This is a genomic window from Mangrovivirga cuniculi (assembly GCF_005166025.1).
GTDB classification, from domain to species: Bacteria; Bacteroidota; Bacteroidia; order Cytophagales; family Cyclobacteriaceae; genus Mangrovivirga; species Mangrovivirga cuniculi.
Genome location: NZ_CP028923.1, coordinates 4,575,001 through 4,595,855 on the forward strand (window position 1 = coordinate 4,575,001; position 20,855 = coordinate 4,595,855).

Consider the following 20,855-nt stretch of genomic DNA (forward strand, 5'->3'; position numbering starts at 1 on the left):
GTGGAGCAAACACTTTATTATCTCTAAGGCCAAGACGTTTACCCATTTCCAGTCTCAACTCATTTAATTGTTTTCTTACCGTATTAGTATCTCCGGAAAGAATCAACAATAAATCACCAGCGGAAGCATTCATTTTTTCAGCCCATCCTTTCAGGTCATCCTGGCTAAAGAATTTATCTACTGAAGATTTAAACGATCCGTCTTCATTACATTTTACATATACTAATCCTTTCGCACCTATCTGTGGACGTTGAACCCATTTGGTCAACTCATCAACTTGTTTTCTGGAATAGTCCCCACAACCCTCTGCAACAATTCCAACTACAAGCTCTGCACTATCAAAAACTTTGAATCCTTTATTCTGGGCTACTTCGTTCAATTCAACAAACTTCATATCGAACCTTGTATCCGGTTTGTCAGAACCATAATACTTCATCGCTTCTGAATATGGCATGCGTTTAAAATCTTCCACATCCACATTAAGCACCTCTTTGAAAAGAGATTTTGTCATTCCCTCGAAGGTATCAAGAATATCTTCCTGTTCTACAAATGCCATTTCGCAGTCTATTTGAGTAAACTCCGGCTGGCGATCTGCTCTCAGGTCCTCATCTCTAAAACATTTTACAATCTGAAAGTATCTGTCATAACCTGAAACCATCAGCAACTGCTTGAAAGTTTGAGGTGACTGAGGAAGTGCATAAAACTCTCCGGCATTCATTCTTGAAGGCACAACAAAATCTCGTGCTCCCTCAGGAGTAGATTTTATTAATACAGGGGTTTCCACTTCTAAAAAGTCCTGACCATCAAGATAGCGGCGTGTAGCCTGGGCCAACTTGTGTCTTAAAACAAGATTTTTTCTAACTACGTTTCTTCTTAAATCAAGGTAGCGGTATTTCATTCTCAATTCCTCACCTCCATCAGTATCATCCTCAATAGTAAATGGAGGAACTTTGGAGGAATTAAGTATTTCTATGTCTTCAACGAACACTTCAACATCACCGGTTGGGATCTTGTCATTTTTAGAATAACGTTCTTTTACTTCTCCTTTTGCATTTATAACAAACTCCCGTCCCATTTCGCGAACCTTCTCAATAACTTCAGAATTAGTTTCGCCTTCCTGGAAGATCAATTGTGTAATACCATATCGATCGCGAAGATCAATCCAGATCATTCCTCCTTTATCACGAATTCTCTGTACCCATCCACTTAATTCAACCTTCTGTCCGGTATGTTCAATGCGCAATTCACCGCAAGTATGTGTTCGTAACATTTCAACTTTATTTTTATATTGGCTACAAATTTATAAAAGGAAATGACAAAATCTCCAATGGTTTTTAATTTCAGCTACAAACAAGTAAAATATATCATAGATTTGCAGTGTATTTTTCTCGTATATAAGAAATAAGAGAAAATATCGTTTAAATGCCTGAATAACTTTATAAAGAATGAAGAATCAATTTTTTGCCCTTATATTATTTTTCTTTTCTGTAGCTATAAGCTTCGCACAGGAAGGACTTAGCCTGGAAAAAGCTACAGTTAGTGAAAGCTTTCAGATAAAAATCCCTGAAGGTTTTACAAAAATGACTGACGATGAACTCTATGCAAAATACAGATCTGCAGATCCTGCAGCATTTGCATATATCAGTGCTGACAAACAATCTGAATTCATTATTAATAAATCAGAAACTCCATGGCCAGAAGAGGATATTGAATTATTATATGGCTTTTACAAAGCAACTATCTACGACCTTTTTGACGAAATAAATATTCTGAAGGAAGAGATAATTGACCTTGAAGGGAAAAAAGTCGCCGTTCTTGAAATGGAAACAGTGGTTTATCCACCGAAAAATTCGATGATCCCTCGTCCGACTATCCGAAAATACAACTACATACAATACCTTATTCATGATGGTAAATTATGGATCATGAGTTTTTCTTCACCTCAGGGAGCAAAGCAAAACTGGAAAGAGATCATTGAAATAAGTATGGAAAGCATAAAACTCAAAAAGCCAAAACAAAAATAATATGGGGCTAAGCGTACATTCGGATGAGCATTTCATGAAAGAGGCTTTAAAGCAGGCACAAATTGCTTACGAAGAAGGAGAAATCCCTGTCGGAGCTGTCATTGTTTGTAACAACAGAATTATTGCCAGAGCATACAATCAAACAGAAATACTCACCGATGTTACAGCCCATGCAGAAATGATCGCAATTACCTCGGCAGCCGAAAATCTTGGAGGAAAATATCTTACTGATTGCCGATTATTTGTCACTCTTGAGCCTTGTACAATGTGTGCAGGAGCATTGGCCTGGTCGCAAATCAGTGAAATTGTCTATGGTGCTCCCGATCTGCAGCGAGGGTTTCGTCGTTTAAACCCTTCACCCCTCCATCCAAAAACGAAAATTAAATTCGGTGTATTAGAAACCGAATGCAAATCTCTCATTCAGGATTTTTTTTCAGATCTGAGAAAATAGCGTCCATAAACAGGATTGGTTTATAAAAAAACAGTTAATTTTATAACACACATGCCAAACCACCCGGCATTCGCCTTGACCGTATTATAAAATCAATGTAACATTACATTGAATAAACAGTTTATATTATTATAAATAGTATTTGTTTAACCAATAATAAACCACGATTAATTATGGCATTCGAATTACCAAGTTTACCGTATGAATATGATGCGTTAGAACCAAATATTGACGCTCAAACTATGGAGATCCATCACTCCAAACACCATGCGGGATATACAAAAAAATTGAACGGAGCTGTGGAAGGTTCTGATATGGAAGGCAAAAGTATCGAAGACCTTTTAAAAAATCATTCAGATAACACAGCAGTAAGAAATAATGGTGGTGGTTTTTACAATCACAACCTATTCTGGGAAGTAATGAGTCCTAATGGCGGCGGCCAACCTTCCGGAGAGCTAGGGGATGCAATCAATGATGCTTACGGATCATACGACAAGTTCAAAGAGGAATTCTCTAGTGCAGCAGCTGGAAGATTCGGATCTGGATGGGCATGGCTTTGCGTTCACCCGGGTGGAAAAGTTGAGATCTGCTCTTCTCCAAACCAGGACAATCCATTAATGCCAGGAGTAGGATGTGGTGGATTCCCAATTTTAGGTCTGGATGTATGGGAACATGCTTACTACCTGAAATATCAAAATAAACGCCCAGACTATATTTCTAATTTCTTTAACATTATTAACTGGGACAAAGTAGCAGAACTTTACGCTGCTAATAAATAATATTATTTTAAACAGGTGAACAACGAAAAAGGCCGGAGTTAATTCCGGCCTTTTTCATTTATCTATACATGTGATCAATCAATATCTATATCCGGATCAATATCAATCATATCGTTTAATATTTTCTGATACTTCTTCTGATGTTGAGGTTTGATCTTCTTACCATTTACTTTTATCTCTTCATCATCTCTGACCTCTATTGTAGTTAGTTCATCTTTAGAATTTAAATACCCATCTTTTATAAGCTCTGCTTTAAGCCTGGCATTTCTTTCTTCCATCTCTTTTTCGAACTCTTCCATTTCAATTTTAAGCTCAGCCATCTCTCTTTTTAGTTCTCTTTGAGCTTTCTCTAACTCACGCTTTACATCTCTGTTAATTTTTTCCTGGTCGATCTCCACTTTGATCTCTTCCATCTCTCTTCTAATCTCCTCTTTTGCCTGGATTATTTCTTCTCTGGCCTGCTCCAGTTCCTGTCTCATTTGAGCTTTTTCTTCAGGAGTTAACATTGAGTCATTTTCAAAAGTAAAATCAAAATTCATTTTACTTAAATCCAGACTTTCCATTGCTATTTTCAAGCTCTTTTGAATATGCTCCTGGTCTATCTGTGCATCAGCCATGATTTTCTCAAAGTCAATGTTTTTCATGCTTGAGTAAGCGGCTTCCATAGAGCGCTTCACATTTTCAGAGATATCATTAGCATTGACAATTACAACCTTTTCGTTGTCGCCACTTCTGAATATATATTTCACTCCCTCCTCAGAACTTGGTATTGTATCAGGACTTACAAAATATACCTTATCACCTTGCTTATAAACCCGTGCAACATCATATATTCTAAATTTCCGCGGCTTAACTGGTGAGGTTAATGTTACCTCAGAAATCGCTTCAGGCGATTCTGGTTGCTCTGAAGGCTCTACCGGTTGAACAGGCACGATTTCTTTAACAGGCGAAGGATTTTCAGGCACCTCGGGTACTTGAGCCACCTCAGCCTCTTCAGGAAATTCTATTATTTTATTCTCCTTCGTAGTATCGAGCAATTCACTCATCTTTTGCTCGGCTTCTAATAATTTTTTCTTGCCGACATCCATAAAACTCATTGCCACTACAGCAACAACCAGGATTACTAAAGGTATTATTTTATCTTTCATCGTCTTTTTTTGCATTTTAGGTTGAACAATTCGTTGAATTCTAAGTAGCAAACTGTGTTTCGACTGCCCACCTAACTGCATCGCAGGACTCTGTTGATTTATTGCATATTCTTCAAGTTTAGTTAATAATTTCGCGTATTGTATTGATGATGGCTGGTAATTTAAAGCTACCGAATCACAGCAAACCTCTCTTTCATGGCGCAGGATATCACTCAGATACCACACCATTGGATGATAGAAAAATATCACTTCTACAAGCGACTGAACAAAGTTCACCAGGTAATCACTTCTTTTTATATGAGCAAGTTCATGAGCTAAGATAGCTTCGATTTGCTGAGAAGGAAGTCCTGTAGCCAATCCGACGGGAATTAGAATTACCGGCTTTAAGTGCCCCATGACCATCGGCCCGTAAATAGCCGCCGATTTCAAAATTTTAATATCCTTATTAATGTTAAGCGACTTCTTTAATTTATCTAGTACATCATTCCATTGACTATCGACTAATTCTGTTGCTTTATTTTTTAATATCCTCAGGTAAGCATAACTTCCAATCAATCTAAAACCAAGTAAAAATGCCCCTGCACTCCATACTATTACCAGCTCAGGTAAAAATGGGCGAATACGGTTAGCCAAACCTTCCCAAAAATTCATAACACCGGGATCATTCGCGGTGATTAAATACTCTACCTTGTTATCAAAAAGACTTAATGACTCAGATGTAGCTCCTGCCAAATCATTCCAGTGCATTATAAAAGTTTGAACGCTCCATCCAAGTCCGCCAAGTAGGGCTCCAAAGGTCAGCCAATACATAACTTTTGGTTTATTCCTTACTAATGGCCTGATCAGTAAAAATAAAATTCCAATCAGGGCAAATTGCCATAAAGCATGGACGAGGGTCCATCCAATCGATTCAATGATGCGATTATATGATTCGAATGTCAGCATTTTTAATTTTGTTGAGAATCTTCAATGTCGTCGAGGTATTTCTTGATCTTTTCCAGCTCTGCTTTATCAGTTTTATTATTTCCTAATAAATGCATCACAAGTTTTGCTGCCGACCCTTGAAAGGTCGTCTCCAGTAAACGGTCTATAAGCTTATCGCTTGTCTGCTTACGATCTATTTCTGCTTTATAAATATGTGTTTTTCCGTGCTTCTCTCTGGAAAGATACTTTTTCTCATGCATTAGTTGCATGATCTTCAAAGTTGTTGTGTATCCCGTATCTTTTTGCCTGGACAATTCATCATGTACTTCGCGTACAGTCGATGGGCCTTTGTCCCATAAGACACGTAAAACATCTAATTCAGATTCAGTGGGTTTTGAAACACTCATAATTTGCTACTACGATTAATTTCGTATTACAATTATATACGATTTTATTCGTAGTTAAAAATTATCTACGAAAATATTCGTAAAAAAGTGTTAAATGGTGGGTTAAATTGATGAGTGGCAGATAATTCCATCTATTACTTTTTAAGAATTTTATTGATCCTGATGGCCTCATCTATATAAAATGGTAGGGTTTCCCTGAAATCAACTATATCGTCAAGCATGAAATGACGAATCTGTTTTTGATCTCCTATTAGTAATCCAAAGGGATCTTCTATTCTGGTTCCTTTAGTAAAACCAATAATCAAATGATCTTTCTGAGGATTGAAATAAATTAGTGGACCGTGGAAATCGTAAAAGGGAATCTTATATTTAACTGCTTCTGAAATACCCGGAGTATCAAGAAGCCATTGCCTTATTTCTTCAGCTTTTATATATAATGATTTCTCCAGGTTATCTGCCAGGAGACTGGTAACATGATCCGATTTCTGATTAGGTGTTGCTTTCATCTGGTTGATCTGCCTGGATAACTGGTAATCCCAGTTGATATTTAATTGCGACAGTTCTAATTACAATAACAGTGGTAACACAGGCAACATCAGCCCAGTTACTTGTGATGGCAAATTTATCAAATAAAGCATATGCTAACCCGCCGATTATACAAGCGCCAGCATATATCTCCTTCCTGAATATCAGGGGCACTTCATTGATCAAAATATCCCTTGTGATACCACCTGCAATTCCTGTGATCATTCCGAGGATCATAGCTACCCAATAGGGATGACCATATAAAAGTGTCTTTTCAATTCCAATAAGGGTAAACATTCCTAATCCAATGGTATCGAAAATAAAGAAGGTATTTTCAAGCCTGACTAACCTGTTCCTGAAAATCACCACTGAAGCTGTACCTACTAATATGGTTATAAAGTATTTTGGATCATCCATCCAGAAAGGAGTGGCATTCAGCAGAAGATCCCTGATCGTTCCTCCTCCAACTGACGTAACAATTCCAATTACCACTGCACCAAAAAGGTCAACTTTGGCAGCAGCAGCAAGTCGAATTCCACTTATTGCAAGCACATAAGTTCCTGCGTACTCTATAAATTCAGGAAAAGTTAACATCATCGAGGCAATCTTTAAATTCGGCGCTAAACTAACAAAAAAAAACCGCTGCCTCATGGCAACGGTTAACTTTTTAATAATGAATTACTTTAATCTTCTAATTGCACCTTATCAAGGTTCATAAAGACTATTTCATCTCCCTCAATATCTATTCCTACGACTGAGTCTTTTTGAATATTTCCTGCAAGAATTTCTTTAGAGAGCTCGTTTAACACTTCTCGTTGAATTACTCGCTTCAATGGTCTGGCACCGAATGTTGGATCATAACCAGTCTTACCCAGGTAATCAAGAGCTGCATCAGTCGCCTCAAGCTTAATTCCATTATGCTCAAGTCTATTTTTGATCATATTAAACTGGATGCCAACGATTTTTCTGATATCCTCTTTCGACAGCGGTCTGAACATAATCAGTTCATCGATCCTGTTAAGGAATTCAGGTCTGACAGACTTTTTCATCAGCTCGAATACCTCGTTTTTAGTCTTCTCGATTACATCATCATGATTTAATTCATCCATCATTTCAAAATTACTTTGAATGATATTCGAACCAATATTAGTGGTCATGATAATGATGGTATTTTTAAAGTTTGCGACACGACCTTTATTATCAGTTAGTCGACCATCATCAAGCACCTGGAGCAGGATATTAAATACATCCGGGTGTGCCTTTTCGATCTCATCAAGTAAGACCACGCTATATGGCTTTCTCCTTACTGCTTCGGTAAGCTGACCTCCTTCATCGTAACCAACATAGCCCGGAGGCGCTCCGACCAGTCTACTTACCGCATGTCTTTCCTGGTATTCGGACATATCTATTCGCACCATGGCATTCTCATCATTGAAGAGATAATCTGCCAGTGATTTTGCCAGCTCCGTTTTACCAACACCTGTGGTACCCATGAAAATAAAACTTCCTATAGGTCGTTTCGGATCCTGCAGTCCGGCCCGGCTTCTACGCACAGCATCAGAAAGTGCCTGGATCGCCTCTTTTTGACCAGCGACTCGTTTACCCAATTCTCCTTCCAGGTGAAGCAGTTTTTCTCTTTCACTTTCGAGCATTTTACTCACCGGAATACCAGTCCAGCGAGCAACTACCTCTGCAATATCTTCTGAATCCACTTCTTCTTTTAACAGACTTTCTTCGCCTTGCATTTCAGAAACCTGCTTTTGCAGCTCCTCAAGTTTATTCTGAGTCTCTACCAGCTTGCCATACCTGATCTCGGCTACTTTTTCATACTCTCCAGATCGCTCAGCTTTTTCTGCTTCCAGTTTCAGCTTATCGATTTCTTCCTTAGCATGCTGAATTCCCTGGATAACGCTTTTTTCGTTTTCCCACTTAGCCTTCAGACTATCGCGTTGCTCACTAAGCTCTGCAATATCCTTATTTAGTATCGTTTCCTTTTCTTTGTCTTTTTCACGCCTGATGGCCTCGCGTTCGATCTCGAGCTGCATGATCCTCCTGTTCAACTCATCGAGTTCTTCCGGCAGTGAATCTATTTCTATTCTAAGCTTTGAAGCGGCCTCATCCATTAAGTCAATGGCTTTGTCAGGCAAAAATCTATCAGAAATATACCTGTTAGACAATTCTACTGCAGCAATAACCGCATCATCTTTTACCCTCACACCATGGTGAAGCTCATACTTATCTTTAATACCACGGAGAATGGAAATAGCATCTTCCTCACTTGGTTCATCGACAGTGACCGACTGGAATCGTCTTTCCAGTGCCTTATCCTTCTCGATATACTTCTGGTATTCCTTTAGCGTTGTCGCACCAATTGCATGCAGTTCACCCCGCGCCAGAGCAGGCTTTAATAAGTTAGCCGCATCCATTGCGCCTTCACCACCACCTCCGGCACCGATCAGCGTATGGATCTCATCAATGAAAAGAATGATCTCACCATCGGAATCCTTTACCTCTTTAATAACCGATTTTAGTCTTTCCTCAAACTCACCTTTGTATTTGGCTCCTGCTACGAGCAGTCCCATATCCAGAGAAATAATCGTTTTCGACTTGAGGTTTTCAGGTACGTCTCCATCGACGATTCGCTGAGCCATTCCTTCAACTATAGCCGTTTTACCTACACCCGGTTCACCCAATAACATTGGGTTATTCTTAGTTCTTCTGGAAAGAATCTGAAGAACCCGTCTGATCTCTTCATCTCGTCCGATCACGGGGTCGATTTTACCCTGTCTTGCCTGCTCGTTCAGGTTGATCGAGTACCTGGAAAGTGCCTGATACTTATTTTCAGCGTTCTGATCAGTTACCTTAGATCCTCCTCTCAATTCTTTAATTGCTTTGACTGCATCAGACTCGTTAAATCCGTGATTTTTCAGAAGTTTGGCAGTATTATCCTTTCCTTTTAATAGCCCAAGGATGATATGCTCAACCGCAACATACTCATCGCCGAAGGTTTTTAATGTTTTATTTGCTTCTGTAAGCGTCTGATGAGCATCATTAGATAAATAGGGTTTACCGCCTGACACTTTTGGATAAGCTTTGATGAGATTATCAAGTTCATCATTTAGTACAGGAGTATTTACATTAAGCTTTTTAGCCAGGTACGAAAACACATTTTCGTCAGTTGAAATGATTCCTTTGAGCAAATGGCCAGTCTCTACAGCCTGCTGTTCGTGGGCCAATGCTATCTCGGTAGCCTTTTGAATGGCTTCCTGTGATTTTAATGTATAATTATCGAATGTCATATCTATTTATAGTTTCTTATGTCAATTTCCTGTATGTAATAATCAATAATTCTACCAATCGGCATTTTTAGACTTAAACAAGAAAAAACTGCAGTGTCGAGTGATAAAATAGCATTATTTTAAGACATTTTGTCTGAAATTGAATTGATTTACTCATGAATACTGCCGTAATGACAGAGGGTTTAGTCTCGTTTAGAAGAGGTGGCCCTTTATTAATTTAACAATTTATTAGGAGAGGGAATAGGGTAGTTATTGGTTATTGGGTTATTGGTTTTTAGTTTTTGGGACTGCTATTGAAAATATAATTTCATTCGCTTGCAGCTGTTTCGTGGAGACACGAACCAGGGCGGAAGTAGAGTGAGAGATGAAAAAGTGCAATGTATAAAAATGGAATTTCAAAGGTAGGTTAAGAATTACCTGGTTAACCACCTGGCATCAACCACCACTCTAGAATGTCATAACCCCCGCTGTTGGGGGTGTTCCGCAGGACAACTTCAAACTTTTTATGAAATGCAGAGTCTGTGACTTGGTCATTCCACAACAAAATAACATCAATTAATCCTTGTCCCATGTCGCAAGTATTCACTAATATCTCATTAAAATCCAGACAGCTTCGCAAGAGTATTCCATTAAAAAAGACAATTACCTCTCACTTTTTTTATATTTCAATAAGTCAGTTATATTTATATAGGAGGTTAAATGTTTTTGGTATAGCAGATCTGGTGGGTATTAACCTTTATGACAAAACATTAGAAATCAACATTCAGGATTATGATAAACAGATACACATTAATCACCAACTGTAAAATTGCGCTCACCTGTATTTTGCTCTCAATAGTTAGCAGTTCCGGTTACTCTCAATGTACACCGGTCGATTGCTTAAGTTCCCTGCCAACTTACGGTGGAATATGCGATTCATCATTTATAGCCGGCAATGTAAATGAAGCTTATTCAGACTTTGAATCGTTTCATATTACAGATAATTGCTTTGATGCAGGGTTACTGGATCCTTCCTTTAGCGGGACCAATGTTCGAGTGGACGAATTAGATAATATAAATTTTGCCGGATTACCAAATGGCATTACCGGAACTTCGAATCAGTCCCTATATTCTTCACCTGCAAATGGATGCATAAGTGTATCAGGAACTCCGACAGAAGCGGGTGAGTTTGAAGTAAGTGTTAGTGTTCTTGTCGACGTTACACTCTTTGATAATAATTGCACATCGGCAATTGCTCCGCAAAACGATAATCAATTAAGTTTCCCTTTAACTTTAACAATATTGCCAGATCCATCATTTACAATTCCGGCAACTTCATTTGCTGTTTGTGATGAAGCTGTGTCATTAACAATAACTGGTACAGCAGGAGGAACTTTCTCTGGTCCCGGTGTATCCGGAAATACTTTTGACCCTGCGGCTGCAGGTGCCGGTTCTCATACTATAACATATAACGTATCCGCTCAGGAAGGAGCTGCAGTCAGACCTGCAACAAATAGCTCCTCAATCACAATTAATGTTACGGATACACCTGAAACAGGAATTGATACACAAACAGCCTGCGATTCCTTTACCTGGATTGATGGTAACACTTATACTGAAAGCAACAATACAGCTACCTTTAACATTGAAGGAGGAGCCTCTAACGGATGTGATTCTTTAGTTGCTCTAAACCTGACCATTCTAAACTCTGCTACTGGAACAGACACACAAACCGCATGCGATTCCTTTACCTGGATAGACGGAAATACATATACTGAAAGCAACAATACTGTAACTTATAATATTGAAGGAGGAGCTGCAAATGGCTGTGATTCCCTGCTTACTCTAAACCTGACTATTGAAAGAATTTCAGATTTAACGACTACCACAGATGGTTCAACGATAACAGTTAATAACACCAATGTCACCTATCAATGGCTGGATTGTGATAATGATTTTGCTGTAATTCCCGGAGAGACGAATCAGTCATTTACTGCTACAGAAAATGGTTCTTACGCAGCACAGCTCACTAAAAACAGTTGTGTGGACACTACGGCCTGCATAACTATTTCACCCCTGGGCATTGTTCAAAATGAATTTGGAAACGATTTAAAAGTATATCCAAATCCAACTGATGGCAACTTTTCTATAGAAATGGGATCTTACTTCAATAAGGTTGAGATTTCAATTTTCGATATCAAAGGAGGACTCATCCGTTCTGAGTCTTTCAAGCAGCAACAAAGAATAGATCTTGCTCTAACAGAAAAGCCCGGAACATATTTGATTGCCATAAATGCAGATAATAAAAAAGCAACAATCAGGCTATTGAAAAGATAATATAGCACTTTACTCAAATTAAAAACCTCCTTAAGCTGATTCTTAAGGAGGTTTTTAGCTTACTACGTGTCAGGGGAGATTAGTTATGGGGTTATTGGTTATTAGTTTTTGACTGCTATTGGAAATGTGATTTCAGTCGCCTATAACTTGTTCGTGGAGACACGAACAAGGGCAGTATTCGTGGAGACACGAACAAGGGCGGAAAGCAGAATTAACTACTAATAGTGATAGCGACATGCAACTATTGTTAATGTTTCTGCTTCAAAAGAGTACACCAGCCTGTGTTCTCCATCTATTCTGCGGGACCAAAATCCCTGAAGATCATGTTTTAATGGTTCTGGGTTTCCAACACCCTTAAACGGATCTCTAAGTGTAGCTTTAATCAGCTGATTAATACGTTTTAATTTCTTTTTATCTGCAGATTGCCATTAAATATAATCTTTCCAGGCTGTGGAGGTCCAGGTAATTTTCATTCTTCTATTAAGTCATGAGTTTCAGTATTACCATCTTTGGCCTCATTTACTGATTTCATCAAAACATCCCTGTTTTTACCAGAAAGCAAATAACTTGTTTCTTTTAAGGAATTATATTCCTCCAGAGAAATTAAAACCAGGTCTTTATTATTCTTTCTCTTTATTATTAATTCTTCAACATCATCAACGACTAAGTCCAGCCATTTTTTTAGGTTACCCCTTAAGTCAGTATAGTTAATTACTTTCATATCAACTCTTTTATTAAAATTGCTAAAAAAGCACTTAATTAATAACTTAAAACTTATAAAAATACAGCCTGCTTATATCACCAGATTTGTTTTTCCTGCTCACACCGGAAATTAAATTCAATTATTATGCCTTTTCTGGATAGTGAAAACACAATCCAGGACTAAACGGTTAGATTGGAACTGGTTCGTGGAGACACGAACCAGGGCAGTATTCCACGAACCAGGGCAGTATTCGTAAAGACACAAACCAGGGCGGTATTCGTGGAGACACGAAGCAGGGCGGTAATTATATTGTGAGAAGAGGAACTACGGCGAATGAATTAATGATTTCACTTCACCTTCAAAAACGGACTCTTTAAGAAAGACTTTGGGATTGGAGCTTCCATCATTTCGTCAAATTCTTTAACGCTCTTTACTCCCTCCACTGTCATAAAAGCTTTTGGATTGTTATCCTTGATTAATCCTTCCAACTCATGAAGTTGCTTTCGGCTGGCTATAACGAAAATAACACTTACCTCGCCTTTGCTGCCATGGGCCTCGACTTCAGTGAATTTATAATCTTTTGATTTTAGAGCTTTCAATAATTTTGAGGCATTTCGCTGGGTTATAATCCTGATCACTACATTTCCTATAGCAAGTTTTTCCTCGATTCCCATCCCAACATAAATTCCTGCTGCAAAACCACCTGCGTAAGCGATATAGGATATCGGATTTGACAAATGCTGCATGATCTGACTAATTGCTATCAACCAGATCAAGGCTTCTAAAAATCCAAGTGCTGTTGACAACCCTCTTTTCCCCTGGAGCATGTATATCACTCTCAAAGTATTTAAGGGCACATCGATAATTCTTGCCAGAAATATGATCACCGGGAGGACCACAAATTCAAACACTTCCTGACTGATACCTAGAACTGCTGCAAAATCCATTTAACCTAAATCTTTTTTTGGTTTTAGAAGTAATTTCTTTCTTTTCACTCAAATTTATATCATTCACGGCAGGATAAGTTGATTTTTTAAAACACTATCGTCTATTCTACGTACATTTGCATCATGGCAGTAGTGAAGAAAAAGGATATCAGGTCGTTAAAGCCTGACGAACTAAAAAAAGTTTTTGTTGAAAACGGGGAGAAAGCCTTCAGAGCTAAGCAGGTTCATGAATGGTTATGGAAAAAGTCTGCCCGTACTTTTGACGAAATGACTAACCTATCGAAAGACCTTCGCGAATGGCTGAAAGAGCAATTCGTAATTAACCCGGTCACCATTGCTAACCAGCAAAAAAGTAATGACGGGACGATCAAAATCGGATTCAAACTTCACGATGGCCATTTAGTAGAAGGAGTACTGATTCCAACATCCAAAAGAATCACTGCCTGTATTTCTTCACAAGTGGGTTGTTCTCTTTCATGTGCATTTTGTGCTACCGGATTTCTTGATCGAAAGAGAAATATCGAAGCTGCTGAAATTTATGATCAGGTAGTGCTGATCAGGCAACTGGCGGAAGAATTGTATGATCGCCCATTAACGAATATTGTTTATATGGGAATGGGTGAGCCTCTTTTAAATTATAGCCATGTATTCAAATCTGCCGAATACGTTACCGCAGAATATGGTTTAAACATGGCCTCAAAAAGAATTACAGTTTCAACTGCCGGTATCCCCAAAATGATCAAAAAACTCGCAGATGATGATGCGAAATTTAATCTTGCCCTGTCTCTTCATGCAGCGAATGATGAAAAGCGGGATAAGATCATGCCGATCAATGAGTCGAATACTCTTGAAGCCCTGGCAGATTCATTGAAATACTATTACGAAAAGACCAAAATGATGGTCACGTATGAATATATCGTTTTTAACAATTTTAATGATAGCCTTGAAGATGCAGAAGAACTTTACCAGTTCACTAAGGTCGTTCCTTCTAAAGTAAACATCATTGAATACAATCCGATCGACCAGGCTGACTTCGTAAATACCGAAGAGGACAAGCTCGATAAGTTTGCTGCCTACCTGGAGCGTAAAGGTGTCAATGTAAATGTACGAAGAAGTCGTGGTAAAGATATTGACGCAGCATGCGGACAGCTGGCAAATAAAGGCCACAAAGAAACTGCCTGATCAGTTATCCAATATAATTTTCAGAAAGAAACTGCATCCCGGTTTTATTCATATAGCGTTCGGCAAAGTCTGCCCCGAATTCCTTTGCGATTTTCTTAGTCACTTTCGGAAACTTAGATGAATCTGCCAGGTCAGGAAAAAACAATGGATGTCTTTCAGGTTCATAATCTGCCCAATAAAAGAAATCCGCTCCCTGAACCAGGTAGTTTTCCCCGCCTAATTTAATTCCATGCTCAATATGCTCTAAATAATATTCGGGCTTTTCTTTGTGCATGTAATCCCTTAGATAGGTGATACCGATTATCCCGTTATTTTGAATGATATATTTAGCATGCTCATCGGTCAGATTTCGGTCGTGTTCATAGACTTCCCGAAAATTTGAATGGGAAGCTATTACCCTCAGATCAAGGCCTTTTTTTTCTTTATAGTTTATAATATCTTCAGCAAGCTGATAGCTGGAATGTGAGAGGTCAATGCAAATGCCATACTTTGCTAAAATTTCCAGCAGCGTTTCACCATCTTCTTTTAAACCGATGCCCTGGGCCTTGTTGCCACCACCAAACCTGTTTTCTCCATGATGAGTCATTGACACATACAAGGGGGTTCCGATCCATTGTTTCATAGCCAGCAGGTTCATTTCCGTTTGTACTTCCGCATCACCTTTTTCCAGGCATAAACCTGAAGCTCCTTCTATCGCCGGAATCAACGTGATATTCTTCTTTCTGAATTTACCTTTCCATTTTTTAAAGGGAAAATCTCTTTGAAAGAGCTCAAACAGGATTCTTGCCTGCCTGAAAGCATTGACCACGCTATCATCACCCGGGGCGGTAAAGATCGCACAGGTCTGCACTTTCACTTTCCCGGCTTCCATTGCAGGAAGAGAAGCCCCAATATCATCAGTTTGCTCTAATGCATCATAAGATAATGCAGGCATATCCTGAACGTGTAAAAGGTAACTTAACAGATCACAGTGAAAATCGACTACAGGTAATTTTTGCATGGCTTGTTTTTAATTTCCTTTATTATGGAATTGCTCAATTTAGATAAAAATAAAAAAAGCAGTCGAAAAACTGACTGCTTTAAACTTTATTTCGGTGAATCTATTATGGAATCCACTTGATATCTTTAAAATCAGGCTTTCTTTTCTCAAGAAATGCATTACGACCTTCCTTGGCTTCTTCAGTCATATATGCAAGCCTGGTAGCCTCACCGGCAAATACCTGCTGTCCAACCATTCCATCATCAGTCAGGTTAAAAGCAAATTTCAACATCTTGATCGAAGTAGGTGATTTCTCCAGGATCTCCTGTGCCCACTGATAAGCCGTATCCTCTAATTCTTCATGAGGAATCACGGCATTGACCATTCCCATATCGTATGCTTCCTGTGCAGAATAATTACGACCGAGGAAGAAAATCTCTCTCGCCCTCTTCTGGCCTACCATTTTTGCCAGGTATGCAGAACCATAACCACCGTCAAAAGAAGTTACGTCAGCATCGGTTTGTTTAAATATTGCATTTTCTTTACTGGCAAGGGTCAGGTCGCATGTTACGTGAAGACTATGACCACCTCCAACAGCCCAGCCCGGTACTACAGCGATAACTACTTTAGGCATAAATCGCATTAATCGCTGAACTTCCAGGATATTAAGTCGTGGCATTCCGTCATCATCAACATATCCCTGGTGACCCCGTGCATTTTGATCTCCACCACTACAGAATGCCCATTTACCATCTTTTGAAGAAGGACCTTCACCTGATAGAAGAACTACTCCAATAGAAGTATCTTCCCTTGCATCAAGAAAAGCCTCAAATAATTCACCCACAGTCTTTGGTCTGAAGGCATTTCTCACATCAGGCCGGTTGAATGCGATACGAGCAACGCCATCACATTTTTTATAAGTTATATCCTCGTATTCCTTTACGGTTTTCCAGTTTATTTTACTCATTTGATCTTTCTTTTATATCGATTATGCAATGTAAAAATACTTCTTGATTATAAAAATCTGATATTTTTCGCGGAAAGTATCAGTATAAGCCTGAATTTTCGTCTCAGGCTGCCTCAGTTGGACAGAAATCGTTAATTTAGCCGCGCAACATAAAACTCAAATAATGAATTACGAAGCTACCCTCGAATTTGCTCATAAAATGGATCGTGAAGATGCTCTTTCGCGATTCAGGGATGAATACCATATACCAAAAGTCAATGGACAGCCTTCTATTTATTTTTGCGGTAACAGCCTGGGCTTACAACCAAAAAGAACTCAGGAATACCTTGAACATGAAATGAAGCAGTGGCGTGAGATGGGTGTCGAAGGACACTTTGAAGGGGATACTCCATGGTATGAAAGCCATGCCAGGTCAAAACCTGCTTTGAGTAAGATCCTCGGTGCAAAAGAGCACGAGATCGTAGCGATGAATAACCTTACTACTAATCTTCACCTGATGATGGTTTCCTTTTATAAACCTGAAGGAAAAAGAACCAAGATCATCATGGAGGGTGGAGCTTTCCCATCGGATATGTATGCAGTGGAAAGCCAGGTGAAATTTCACGGACTGAATCCTGAAAATCACGTGATCGAAGTGAGCCCTCGAGAAGGAGAATACCTGATCAGGCACGAGGACATCATTGAACAAATAGAAAAACATGGAGATGAAATAGCCATGGTATTATTTCCGGGCATTCAGTATTATACCGGACAGGTTTTTGATATGAAATCAATTACCGAAGCCGGTCATAAAGCTGGAGCTAAAGTTGGGTTTGACCTTGCTCATGCTGCTGGAAATATCATCATGAAACTTCATGACTGGGATGTTGACTGTGCTACCTGGTGTTCTTACAAATATATGAATAGTGGCCCCGGAAATGTATCGGGGTTATACGTCCATGAGCGATATGCTGACGACAACGAACTTCCGCGTTTTGCCGGATGGTGGGGACATGATCAGGATGAGCGTTTCCAGATGCTCAAAGGTTTTAAGCCCATGCACGGGGCAGATGGCTGGCAACTTGCCAATCAGAACGTTCTTGCCCTTGCTGCTCACCAGGCAGCACTAAGTTTATTTGAAGAAGCAGGAATTAAGAATCTCAGGGAGAAAAGCGTTAAGCTGACCGGCTACCTGGAATTTATGCTAAATGGCCTTAATGACTCAGTTGATGAGCCAATAGTTGAGATCATCACTTCATCTAAGCCCGAAGAAAGAGGTTGTCAGTTGTCTTTATTTGTTCATAAAGGAGGCAAAGAGTTGTTTAAGAAACTTCAGGAAGGTGGTCTAATAGCAGATTGGCGCGAACCTAATGTGATCAGACTCGCGCCAACGCCAATGTATAATTCGTTTGAAGATGTTTATCGACTGGTAACTCTTATGGAAAAAGTTTTCAAGCAGTTCTAATTTCTCATTGCGACTCGCTCAAGCTTAGTTGAATCGTTATAGATCTGTTGATACTGTTCGTATAGTTCCATAATATTTCTCACATAGGCTACTGTCTCAGTTCCACGGCAGTAGCCATTTCTTACCACCTCGTCCTGGTGATATTTAGGCTGTGACTTTAGTAATAGATACTTTTCTACGTTGTCTTCCCATACTTCAGGATCAGCCCCGTATTTACGGGCAAGCCTTCTGGCGTCTAAGATGTGTCCCTGACCAATATTGTATGAGGCAAGGATAAATTTTTTCCTTTCGACACTATCAGCTACGCGATCTTCCCAGTAATTATCAAGCCACTCAAGGTGAGCTATTCCAGCCTTTATATTTTCAGCAGGATTAAATGTATCTGTAACTCCATATGCTTTTGCGGTCTCAGGTAATAGCTGAAATAAGCCATGAGCCCCGGCCCATGAGGTTACATTCGGATTAAATCTCGACTCCTGGTATGCGACTGATGCCACGAGCAGCCAGTCCCAGCCAATTTCCTCAGCTCCTTTTTTAAATTGATCATCATAAGGAGAAAGCTTTTCACTGGAGAAAGAAGCGTACTCACTTTTCACCCATTTACGATTATATTTCGGATTTTCGAAATACTTCCTGTAGATGACATAGTAATCGTTGGTTTTCCGCATTTTTCTCACCCATTGATTGATAGTCGTTTCCAGGGAGTCAGCATTTCTTCTCACTGCCCATGAGATGCGTTGTGGAAAACTGACAGCAGTCTTGACATCGATACCCGGGTAATAAGTGGCATTAGCTTTCGCCATGTTCTCATCAGCGATGGTATAGTCGATCTCTCCGTTAGCTACACTTCTGATAAGATCTTCCGTAGTAGTGCCGGTTTCTGCTTCGACTATAAAGATATCGTCACCGATTTCTTCAGAAAGGTTCTGGAGACGAGTCAGGTAAGCGCTGCTACTTCTCACATAGACTTTCTTACCGATCAGTTCTAAAGGCTCACGAACGAGCTTATTTTCGATCTGATGCCATTTAAGTTTACGCCAGTTATCAGGTTTCCGCTGAACAAGCACCTGTCTTTCTATTGAATGATGCTCAGTAAAGGTGGCATATTTTTTTCTTTCTTTAGTAACAGAAAGATTATAGGCAATAATATCTACCTTACCACTGTTGAGCATATCAAATGCCTCCTCAATGCTATCAGAAATTCTAATCTCTAATTTGATATCCATGTCCTTAGCGAGACGCTGAAGGAGTTCGTATTCATATCCCATCGGTTTACCCCTGTAGATGAAATAACCCGTTGAGCTATTATCTACAACAGCACGTAACACTCCCCTTCTTTTAATTGTGGGAAGATCGAGATTAACAACCTGGATGGAATTAGCGCTGTCTTTGGATACAGTATTCTGCTTTACTCCTGATTGTCTGCAAGAGTAAAAAGTGATTGACAAAAATAATACAGATAAAAATAATACATACTTTCCCAAAACATTATTGGTTGGTGATAGGGTAAAGTACGTAATTTATTGCTCTTGGTTTAAAGTTTTTTCGAGAAGAAAGTCATTTCCATCGATAAATTCATATGGTTCAAGGGACAAAATATTAACTAACAAAGAAAATATATGAATATTCTGGAATGATTTTATTTTTTCTCCATGTTTGAAAGATGGTCCGTTTGCATAGAAAATTCCTTGCATACTCTTCATATCAGAGGTAAAACCATGGGTTCCCCCTCTTTCAAAACCATTTGGAAACTCATCTTTTCTTTCAGAATCGAGAAAAATGTGTTTTTTTGGAGCCGTAATGATCAGATCAGGAGTCCAGGGCTTTTTTTCTCCCTTAAAGGATTTATACTTTTGGGGCACCTCAAAAATCAGCTTATCGTGATTAATCGATTCAGAAAGCTCTCTTTTTGCTTTTTTAACGGAAGTTTTTTGATCAATAAAGTACACATAAGCAAAAGGCCCGGCGTTTAAAACCACATATTTACCTTTAAAGGCTTTACTTTCAAAATCTATATAAATAGGTTCATAGTCGCTTAAGTCTTCCATTCCGTGATCAGAAACCAGTATGAGATTGACCGGAATACCGGATTCTTTGATCTTTTCCCTGAAATAGCCCAGTTCTTTATCAAGTTTTTCAGCAGCTTTATGAGTTTCAGGGGCGTTTGGTCCATACTTGTGACCAAAGTCATCCATTGTGCTAAAATATCCCAGAATCAGCCTTGGGCGTTCATCCTTGGGTAAGTTAAGCCATTCGATCATTCCATCTATCCTTGCCTTGTTAGATAGACTGTGATTATAAGGGCGTACATAGTCAGGTTTACAACCATCAATAGAAGCCTCAGACCCGACCCAGAAAAATGAGGCGGTTTTTAATCCATTTTGCTGGGCATAACACCAAATTGGAAGTCCGGAATAAAATCGCCCATCAGTCACGACATCCTTATCTCTTATTTGATATAGTTTTCCCAGTTCCCGGTTATAAAAAGTATTGGCGGGTAGCCCGTGGTGACCGGGTTCGAGTCCCGTTACAATGGAGTAATGATTAGAAAATGTTTTTGAAGGATAAGATGGGATTATTCCATCAGCAGCAACCCCTTCTTTGATCAGTTCCTTAAAATTTTCAAGATCAAATTTTTCAACGTAATCGTGACGAAACCCATCATAAGAAATAAGGATGGTTACTGTATCGGATTGGGAATAAATAAATCCCGGAATAAGAAATAATAAAAACAATAAACGCATGATCGAAAGAAAGTTA

Annotated in this window: 18 protein-coding genes and 1 pseudogene (1 of these 19 running past the window's edge); 6 read left to right on the top strand and 13 right to left on the bottom strand. The window is 39.1% G+C overall.

Annotation, left to right across the window (positions count from 1 at the left end; genetic code table 11):
* On the bottom strand, positions 1-1,270 hold the 5' portion of the coding sequence (gene aspS, locus DCC35_RS20145; RefSeq protein WP_137092504.1) for an aspartate--tRNA ligase. 485 nt of this gene lie to the left of the window's left edge; 1,270 of the gene's 1,755 nt are visible here — the first part of the coding sequence; the start codon lies at positions 1,268-1,270; its stop codon lies off the left edge, out of view.
* A 175-nt stretch (positions 1,271-1,445) separates the two neighbouring features.
* On the opposite strand from aspS, the gene DCC35_RS20150 reads away from it, so the two are divergent.
* The 3 genes from DCC35_RS20150 to DCC35_RS20160 all read left to right on the top strand — a co-directional run bounded on the left by DCC35_RS20150 (position 1,446) and on the right by DCC35_RS20160 (position 3,254).
* Positions 1,446-2,024: a hypothetical protein gene (locus tag DCC35_RS20150; protein ID WP_137092505.1), complete on the top strand. Its 579-nt coding sequence runs from the start codon at positions 1,446-1,448 to the stop codon at positions 2,022-2,024.
* A gap of 1 nt (position 2,025) precedes the next feature.
* Positions 2,026-2,475 (top strand): nucleoside deaminase, encoded by a 450-nt coding sequence (locus DCC35_RS20155; RefSeq protein ID WP_137092506.1) that lies wholly within the window; start codon positions 2,026-2,028, stop codon positions 2,473-2,475.
* A 173-nt stretch (positions 2,476-2,648) separates the two neighbouring features.
* The gene (locus DCC35_RS20160; protein ID WP_137092507.1) at positions 2,649-3,254 is read left to right on the top strand and encodes a superoxide dismutase; all 606 of its coding nucleotides are present in this window, start codon (positions 2,649-2,651) and stop codon (positions 3,252-3,254) included.
* Positions 3,255-3,328: 74 nt separating this feature from the next.
* Here DCC35_RS20160 and DCC35_RS20165 read toward each other — a convergent pair whose 3' ends face one another.
* From DCC35_RS20165 to clpB, 5 genes are all read right to left on the bottom strand, one after another.
* Positions 3,329-5,347: a M56 family metallopeptidase gene (locus DCC35_RS20165; protein WP_137092508.1), complete on the bottom strand. Its 2,019-nt coding sequence runs from the start codon at positions 5,345-5,347 to the stop codon at positions 3,329-3,331.
* 2 nt (positions 5,348-5,349) lie between these two features.
* Positions 5,350-5,733 carry a BlaI/MecI/CopY family transcriptional regulator gene (locus DCC35_RS20170; RefSeq protein ID WP_137092509.1) on the bottom strand — a complete coding sequence of 128 codons (384 nt, stop codon included), beginning with the start codon at positions 5,731-5,733 and terminating at the stop codon, positions 5,350-5,352.
* Between the two features lie 134 nt (positions 5,734-5,867).
* Positions 5,868-6,239: a DUF1801 domain-containing protein gene (locus DCC35_RS20175; RefSeq protein ID WP_137092510.1), complete on the bottom strand. Its 372-nt coding sequence runs from the start codon at positions 6,237-6,239 to the stop codon at positions 5,868-5,870.
* Positions 6,223-6,855, bottom strand: coding sequence for a trimeric intracellular cation channel family protein (locus tag DCC35_RS20180; RefSeq protein ID WP_137092511.1), 633 nt, complete (start codon positions 6,853-6,855; stop codon positions 6,223-6,225). The genes DCC35_RS20175 and DCC35_RS20180 overlap by 17 nt, the downstream gene beginning before the upstream one ends.
* Before the next feature lie 86 nt (positions 6,856-6,941).
* The gene (clpB, locus tag DCC35_RS20185) at positions 6,942-9,557 is read right to left on the bottom strand and encodes an ATP-dependent chaperone ClpB (protein ID WP_137092512.1); all 2,616 of its coding nucleotides are present in this window, start codon (positions 9,555-9,557) and stop codon (positions 6,942-6,944) included.
* 771 nt (positions 9,558-10,328) lie between these two features.
* On the opposite strand from clpB, the gene DCC35_RS20190 reads away from it, so the two are divergent.
* Complete coding sequence (locus tag DCC35_RS20190; RefSeq protein ID WP_137092513.1) at positions 10,329-11,873, top strand: T9SS type A sorting domain-containing protein; 1,545 nt, start codon at positions 10,329-10,331, stop codon at positions 11,871-11,873.
* 218 nt (positions 11,874-12,091) lie between these two features.
* Here the strand turns inward: DCC35_RS20190 and DCC35_RS20195 are convergent.
* From DCC35_RS20195 to DCC35_RS20205, 3 genes and pseudogenes are all read right to left on the bottom strand, one after another.
* Positions 12,092-12,289 (bottom strand): annotated as a pseudogene (locus DCC35_RS20195) (Txe/YoeB family addiction module toxin); the annotation flags it as partial.
* Positions 12,290-12,342: 53 nt separating this feature from the next.
* On the bottom strand, positions 12,343-12,594 hold the full coding sequence (locus tag DCC35_RS20200) for a type II toxin-antitoxin system Phd/YefM family antitoxin (protein ID WP_137092514.1): 252 nt from the start codon (positions 12,592-12,594) through the stop codon (positions 12,343-12,345).
* A gap of 329 nt (positions 12,595-12,923) precedes the next feature.
* Positions 12,924-13,523 (bottom strand): DUF2179 domain-containing protein, encoded by a 600-nt coding sequence (locus DCC35_RS20205; protein WP_137092515.1) that lies wholly within the window; start codon positions 13,521-13,523, stop codon positions 12,924-12,926.
* Between the two features lie 123 nt (positions 13,524-13,646).
* Here DCC35_RS20205 and rlmN point away from each other — a divergent pair, with 123 nt between their 5' ends.
* Positions 13,647-14,705 carry a 23S rRNA (adenine(2503)-C(2))-methyltransferase RlmN gene (gene rlmN, locus DCC35_RS20210; RefSeq protein WP_175402886.1) on the top strand — a complete coding sequence of 353 codons (1,059 nt, stop codon included), beginning with the start codon at positions 13,647-13,649 and terminating at the stop codon, positions 14,703-14,705.
* 4 nt (positions 14,706-14,709) lie between these two features.
* Here rlmN and DCC35_RS20215 read toward each other — a convergent pair whose 3' ends face one another.
* Positions 14,710-15,705, bottom strand: coding sequence for a membrane dipeptidase (locus DCC35_RS20215; protein ID WP_137092517.1), 996 nt, complete (start codon positions 15,703-15,705; stop codon positions 14,710-14,712).
* A 103-nt stretch (positions 15,706-15,808) separates the two neighbouring features.
* Positions 15,809-16,651, bottom strand: a complete 843-nt coding sequence (locus tag DCC35_RS20220) for a 1,4-dihydroxy-2-naphthoyl-CoA synthase (RefSeq protein WP_137092518.1) — start codon at positions 16,649-16,651, stop codon at positions 15,809-15,811.
* Positions 16,652-16,814: 163 nt separating this feature from the next.
* On the opposite strand from DCC35_RS20220, the gene kynU reads away from it, so the two are divergent.
* On the top strand, positions 16,815-18,095 hold the full coding sequence (kynU, locus tag DCC35_RS20225; RefSeq protein WP_137092519.1) for a kynureninase: 1,281 nt from the start codon (positions 16,815-16,817) through the stop codon (positions 18,093-18,095).
* Here the strand turns inward: kynU and DCC35_RS20230 are convergent.
* Complete coding sequence (locus tag DCC35_RS20230; RefSeq protein WP_137092520.1) at positions 18,092-19,579, bottom strand: MltF family protein; 1,488 nt, start codon at positions 19,577-19,579, stop codon at positions 18,092-18,094. The genes kynU and DCC35_RS20230 overlap by 4 nt on opposite strands.
* A gap of 36 nt (positions 19,580-19,615) precedes the next feature.
* Positions 19,616-20,839, bottom strand: a complete 1,224-nt coding sequence (locus DCC35_RS20235) for an alkaline phosphatase family protein (protein ID WP_137092521.1) — start codon at positions 20,837-20,839, stop codon at positions 19,616-19,618.
* Between the last annotated feature and the right edge of the window lie 16 nt (positions 20,840-20,855).

Bases quoted from the DNA above. Each gene is read 5' to 3' on its own strand.
- DCC35_RS20150 (WP_137092505.1), top strand. From the start codon at position 1,446: ATGAAGAATCAATTTTTTGCCCTTATATTATTTTTCTTTTCTGTAGCT.
- DCC35_RS20155 (WP_137092506.1), top strand. From the start codon at position 2,026: ATGGGGCTAAGCGTACATTCGGATGAGCATTTCATGAAAGAGGCTTTA.
- DCC35_RS20160 (WP_137092507.1), top strand. From the start codon at position 2,649: ATGGCATTCGAATTACCAAGTTTACCGTATGAATATGATGCGTTAGAA.
- DCC35_RS20165 (WP_137092508.1), bottom strand. From the start codon at position 5,347: ATGCTGACATTCGAATCATATAATCGCATCATTGAATCGATTGGATGG.
- DCC35_RS20170 (WP_137092509.1), bottom strand. From the start codon at position 5,733: ATGAGTGTTTCAAAACCCACTGAATCTGAATTAGATGTTTTACGTGTC.
- DCC35_RS20175 (WP_137092510.1), bottom strand. From the start codon at position 6,239: ATGAAAGCAACACCTAATCAGAAATCGGATCATGTTACCAGTCTCCTG.
- DCC35_RS20180 (WP_137092511.1), bottom strand. From the start codon at position 6,855: ATGATGTTAACTTTTCCTGAATTTATAGAGTACGCAGGAACTTATGTG.
- clpB (WP_137092512.1), bottom strand. From the start codon at position 9,557: ATGACATTCGATAATTATACATTAAAATCACAGGAAGCCATTCAAAAG.
- DCC35_RS20190 (WP_137092513.1), top strand. From the start codon at position 10,329: ATGATAAACAGATACACATTAATCACCAACTGTAAAATTGCGCTCACC.
- DCC35_RS20200 (WP_137092514.1), bottom strand. From the start codon at position 12,594: ATGAAAGTAATTAACTATACTGACTTAAGGGGTAACCTAAAAAAATGG.
- DCC35_RS20205 (WP_137092515.1), bottom strand. From the start codon at position 13,523: ATGGATTTTGCAGCAGTTCTAGGTATCAGTCAGGAAGTGTTTGAATTT.
- rlmN (WP_175402886.1), top strand. From the start codon at position 13,647: ATGGCAGTAGTGAAGAAAAAGGATATCAGGTCGTTAAAGCCTGACGAA.
- DCC35_RS20215 (WP_137092517.1), bottom strand. From the start codon at position 15,705: ATGCAAAAATTACCTGTAGTCGATTTTCACTGTGATCTGTTAAGTTAC.
- DCC35_RS20220 (WP_137092518.1), bottom strand. From the start codon at position 16,651: ATGAGTAAAATAAACTGGAAAACCGTAAAGGAATACGAGGATATAACT.
- kynU (WP_137092519.1), top strand. From the start codon at position 16,815: ATGAATTACGAAGCTACCCTCGAATTTGCTCATAAAATGGATCGTGAA.
- DCC35_RS20235 (WP_137092521.1), bottom strand. From the start codon at position 20,839: ATGCGTTTATTGTTTTTATTATTTCTTATTCCGGGATTTATTTATTCC.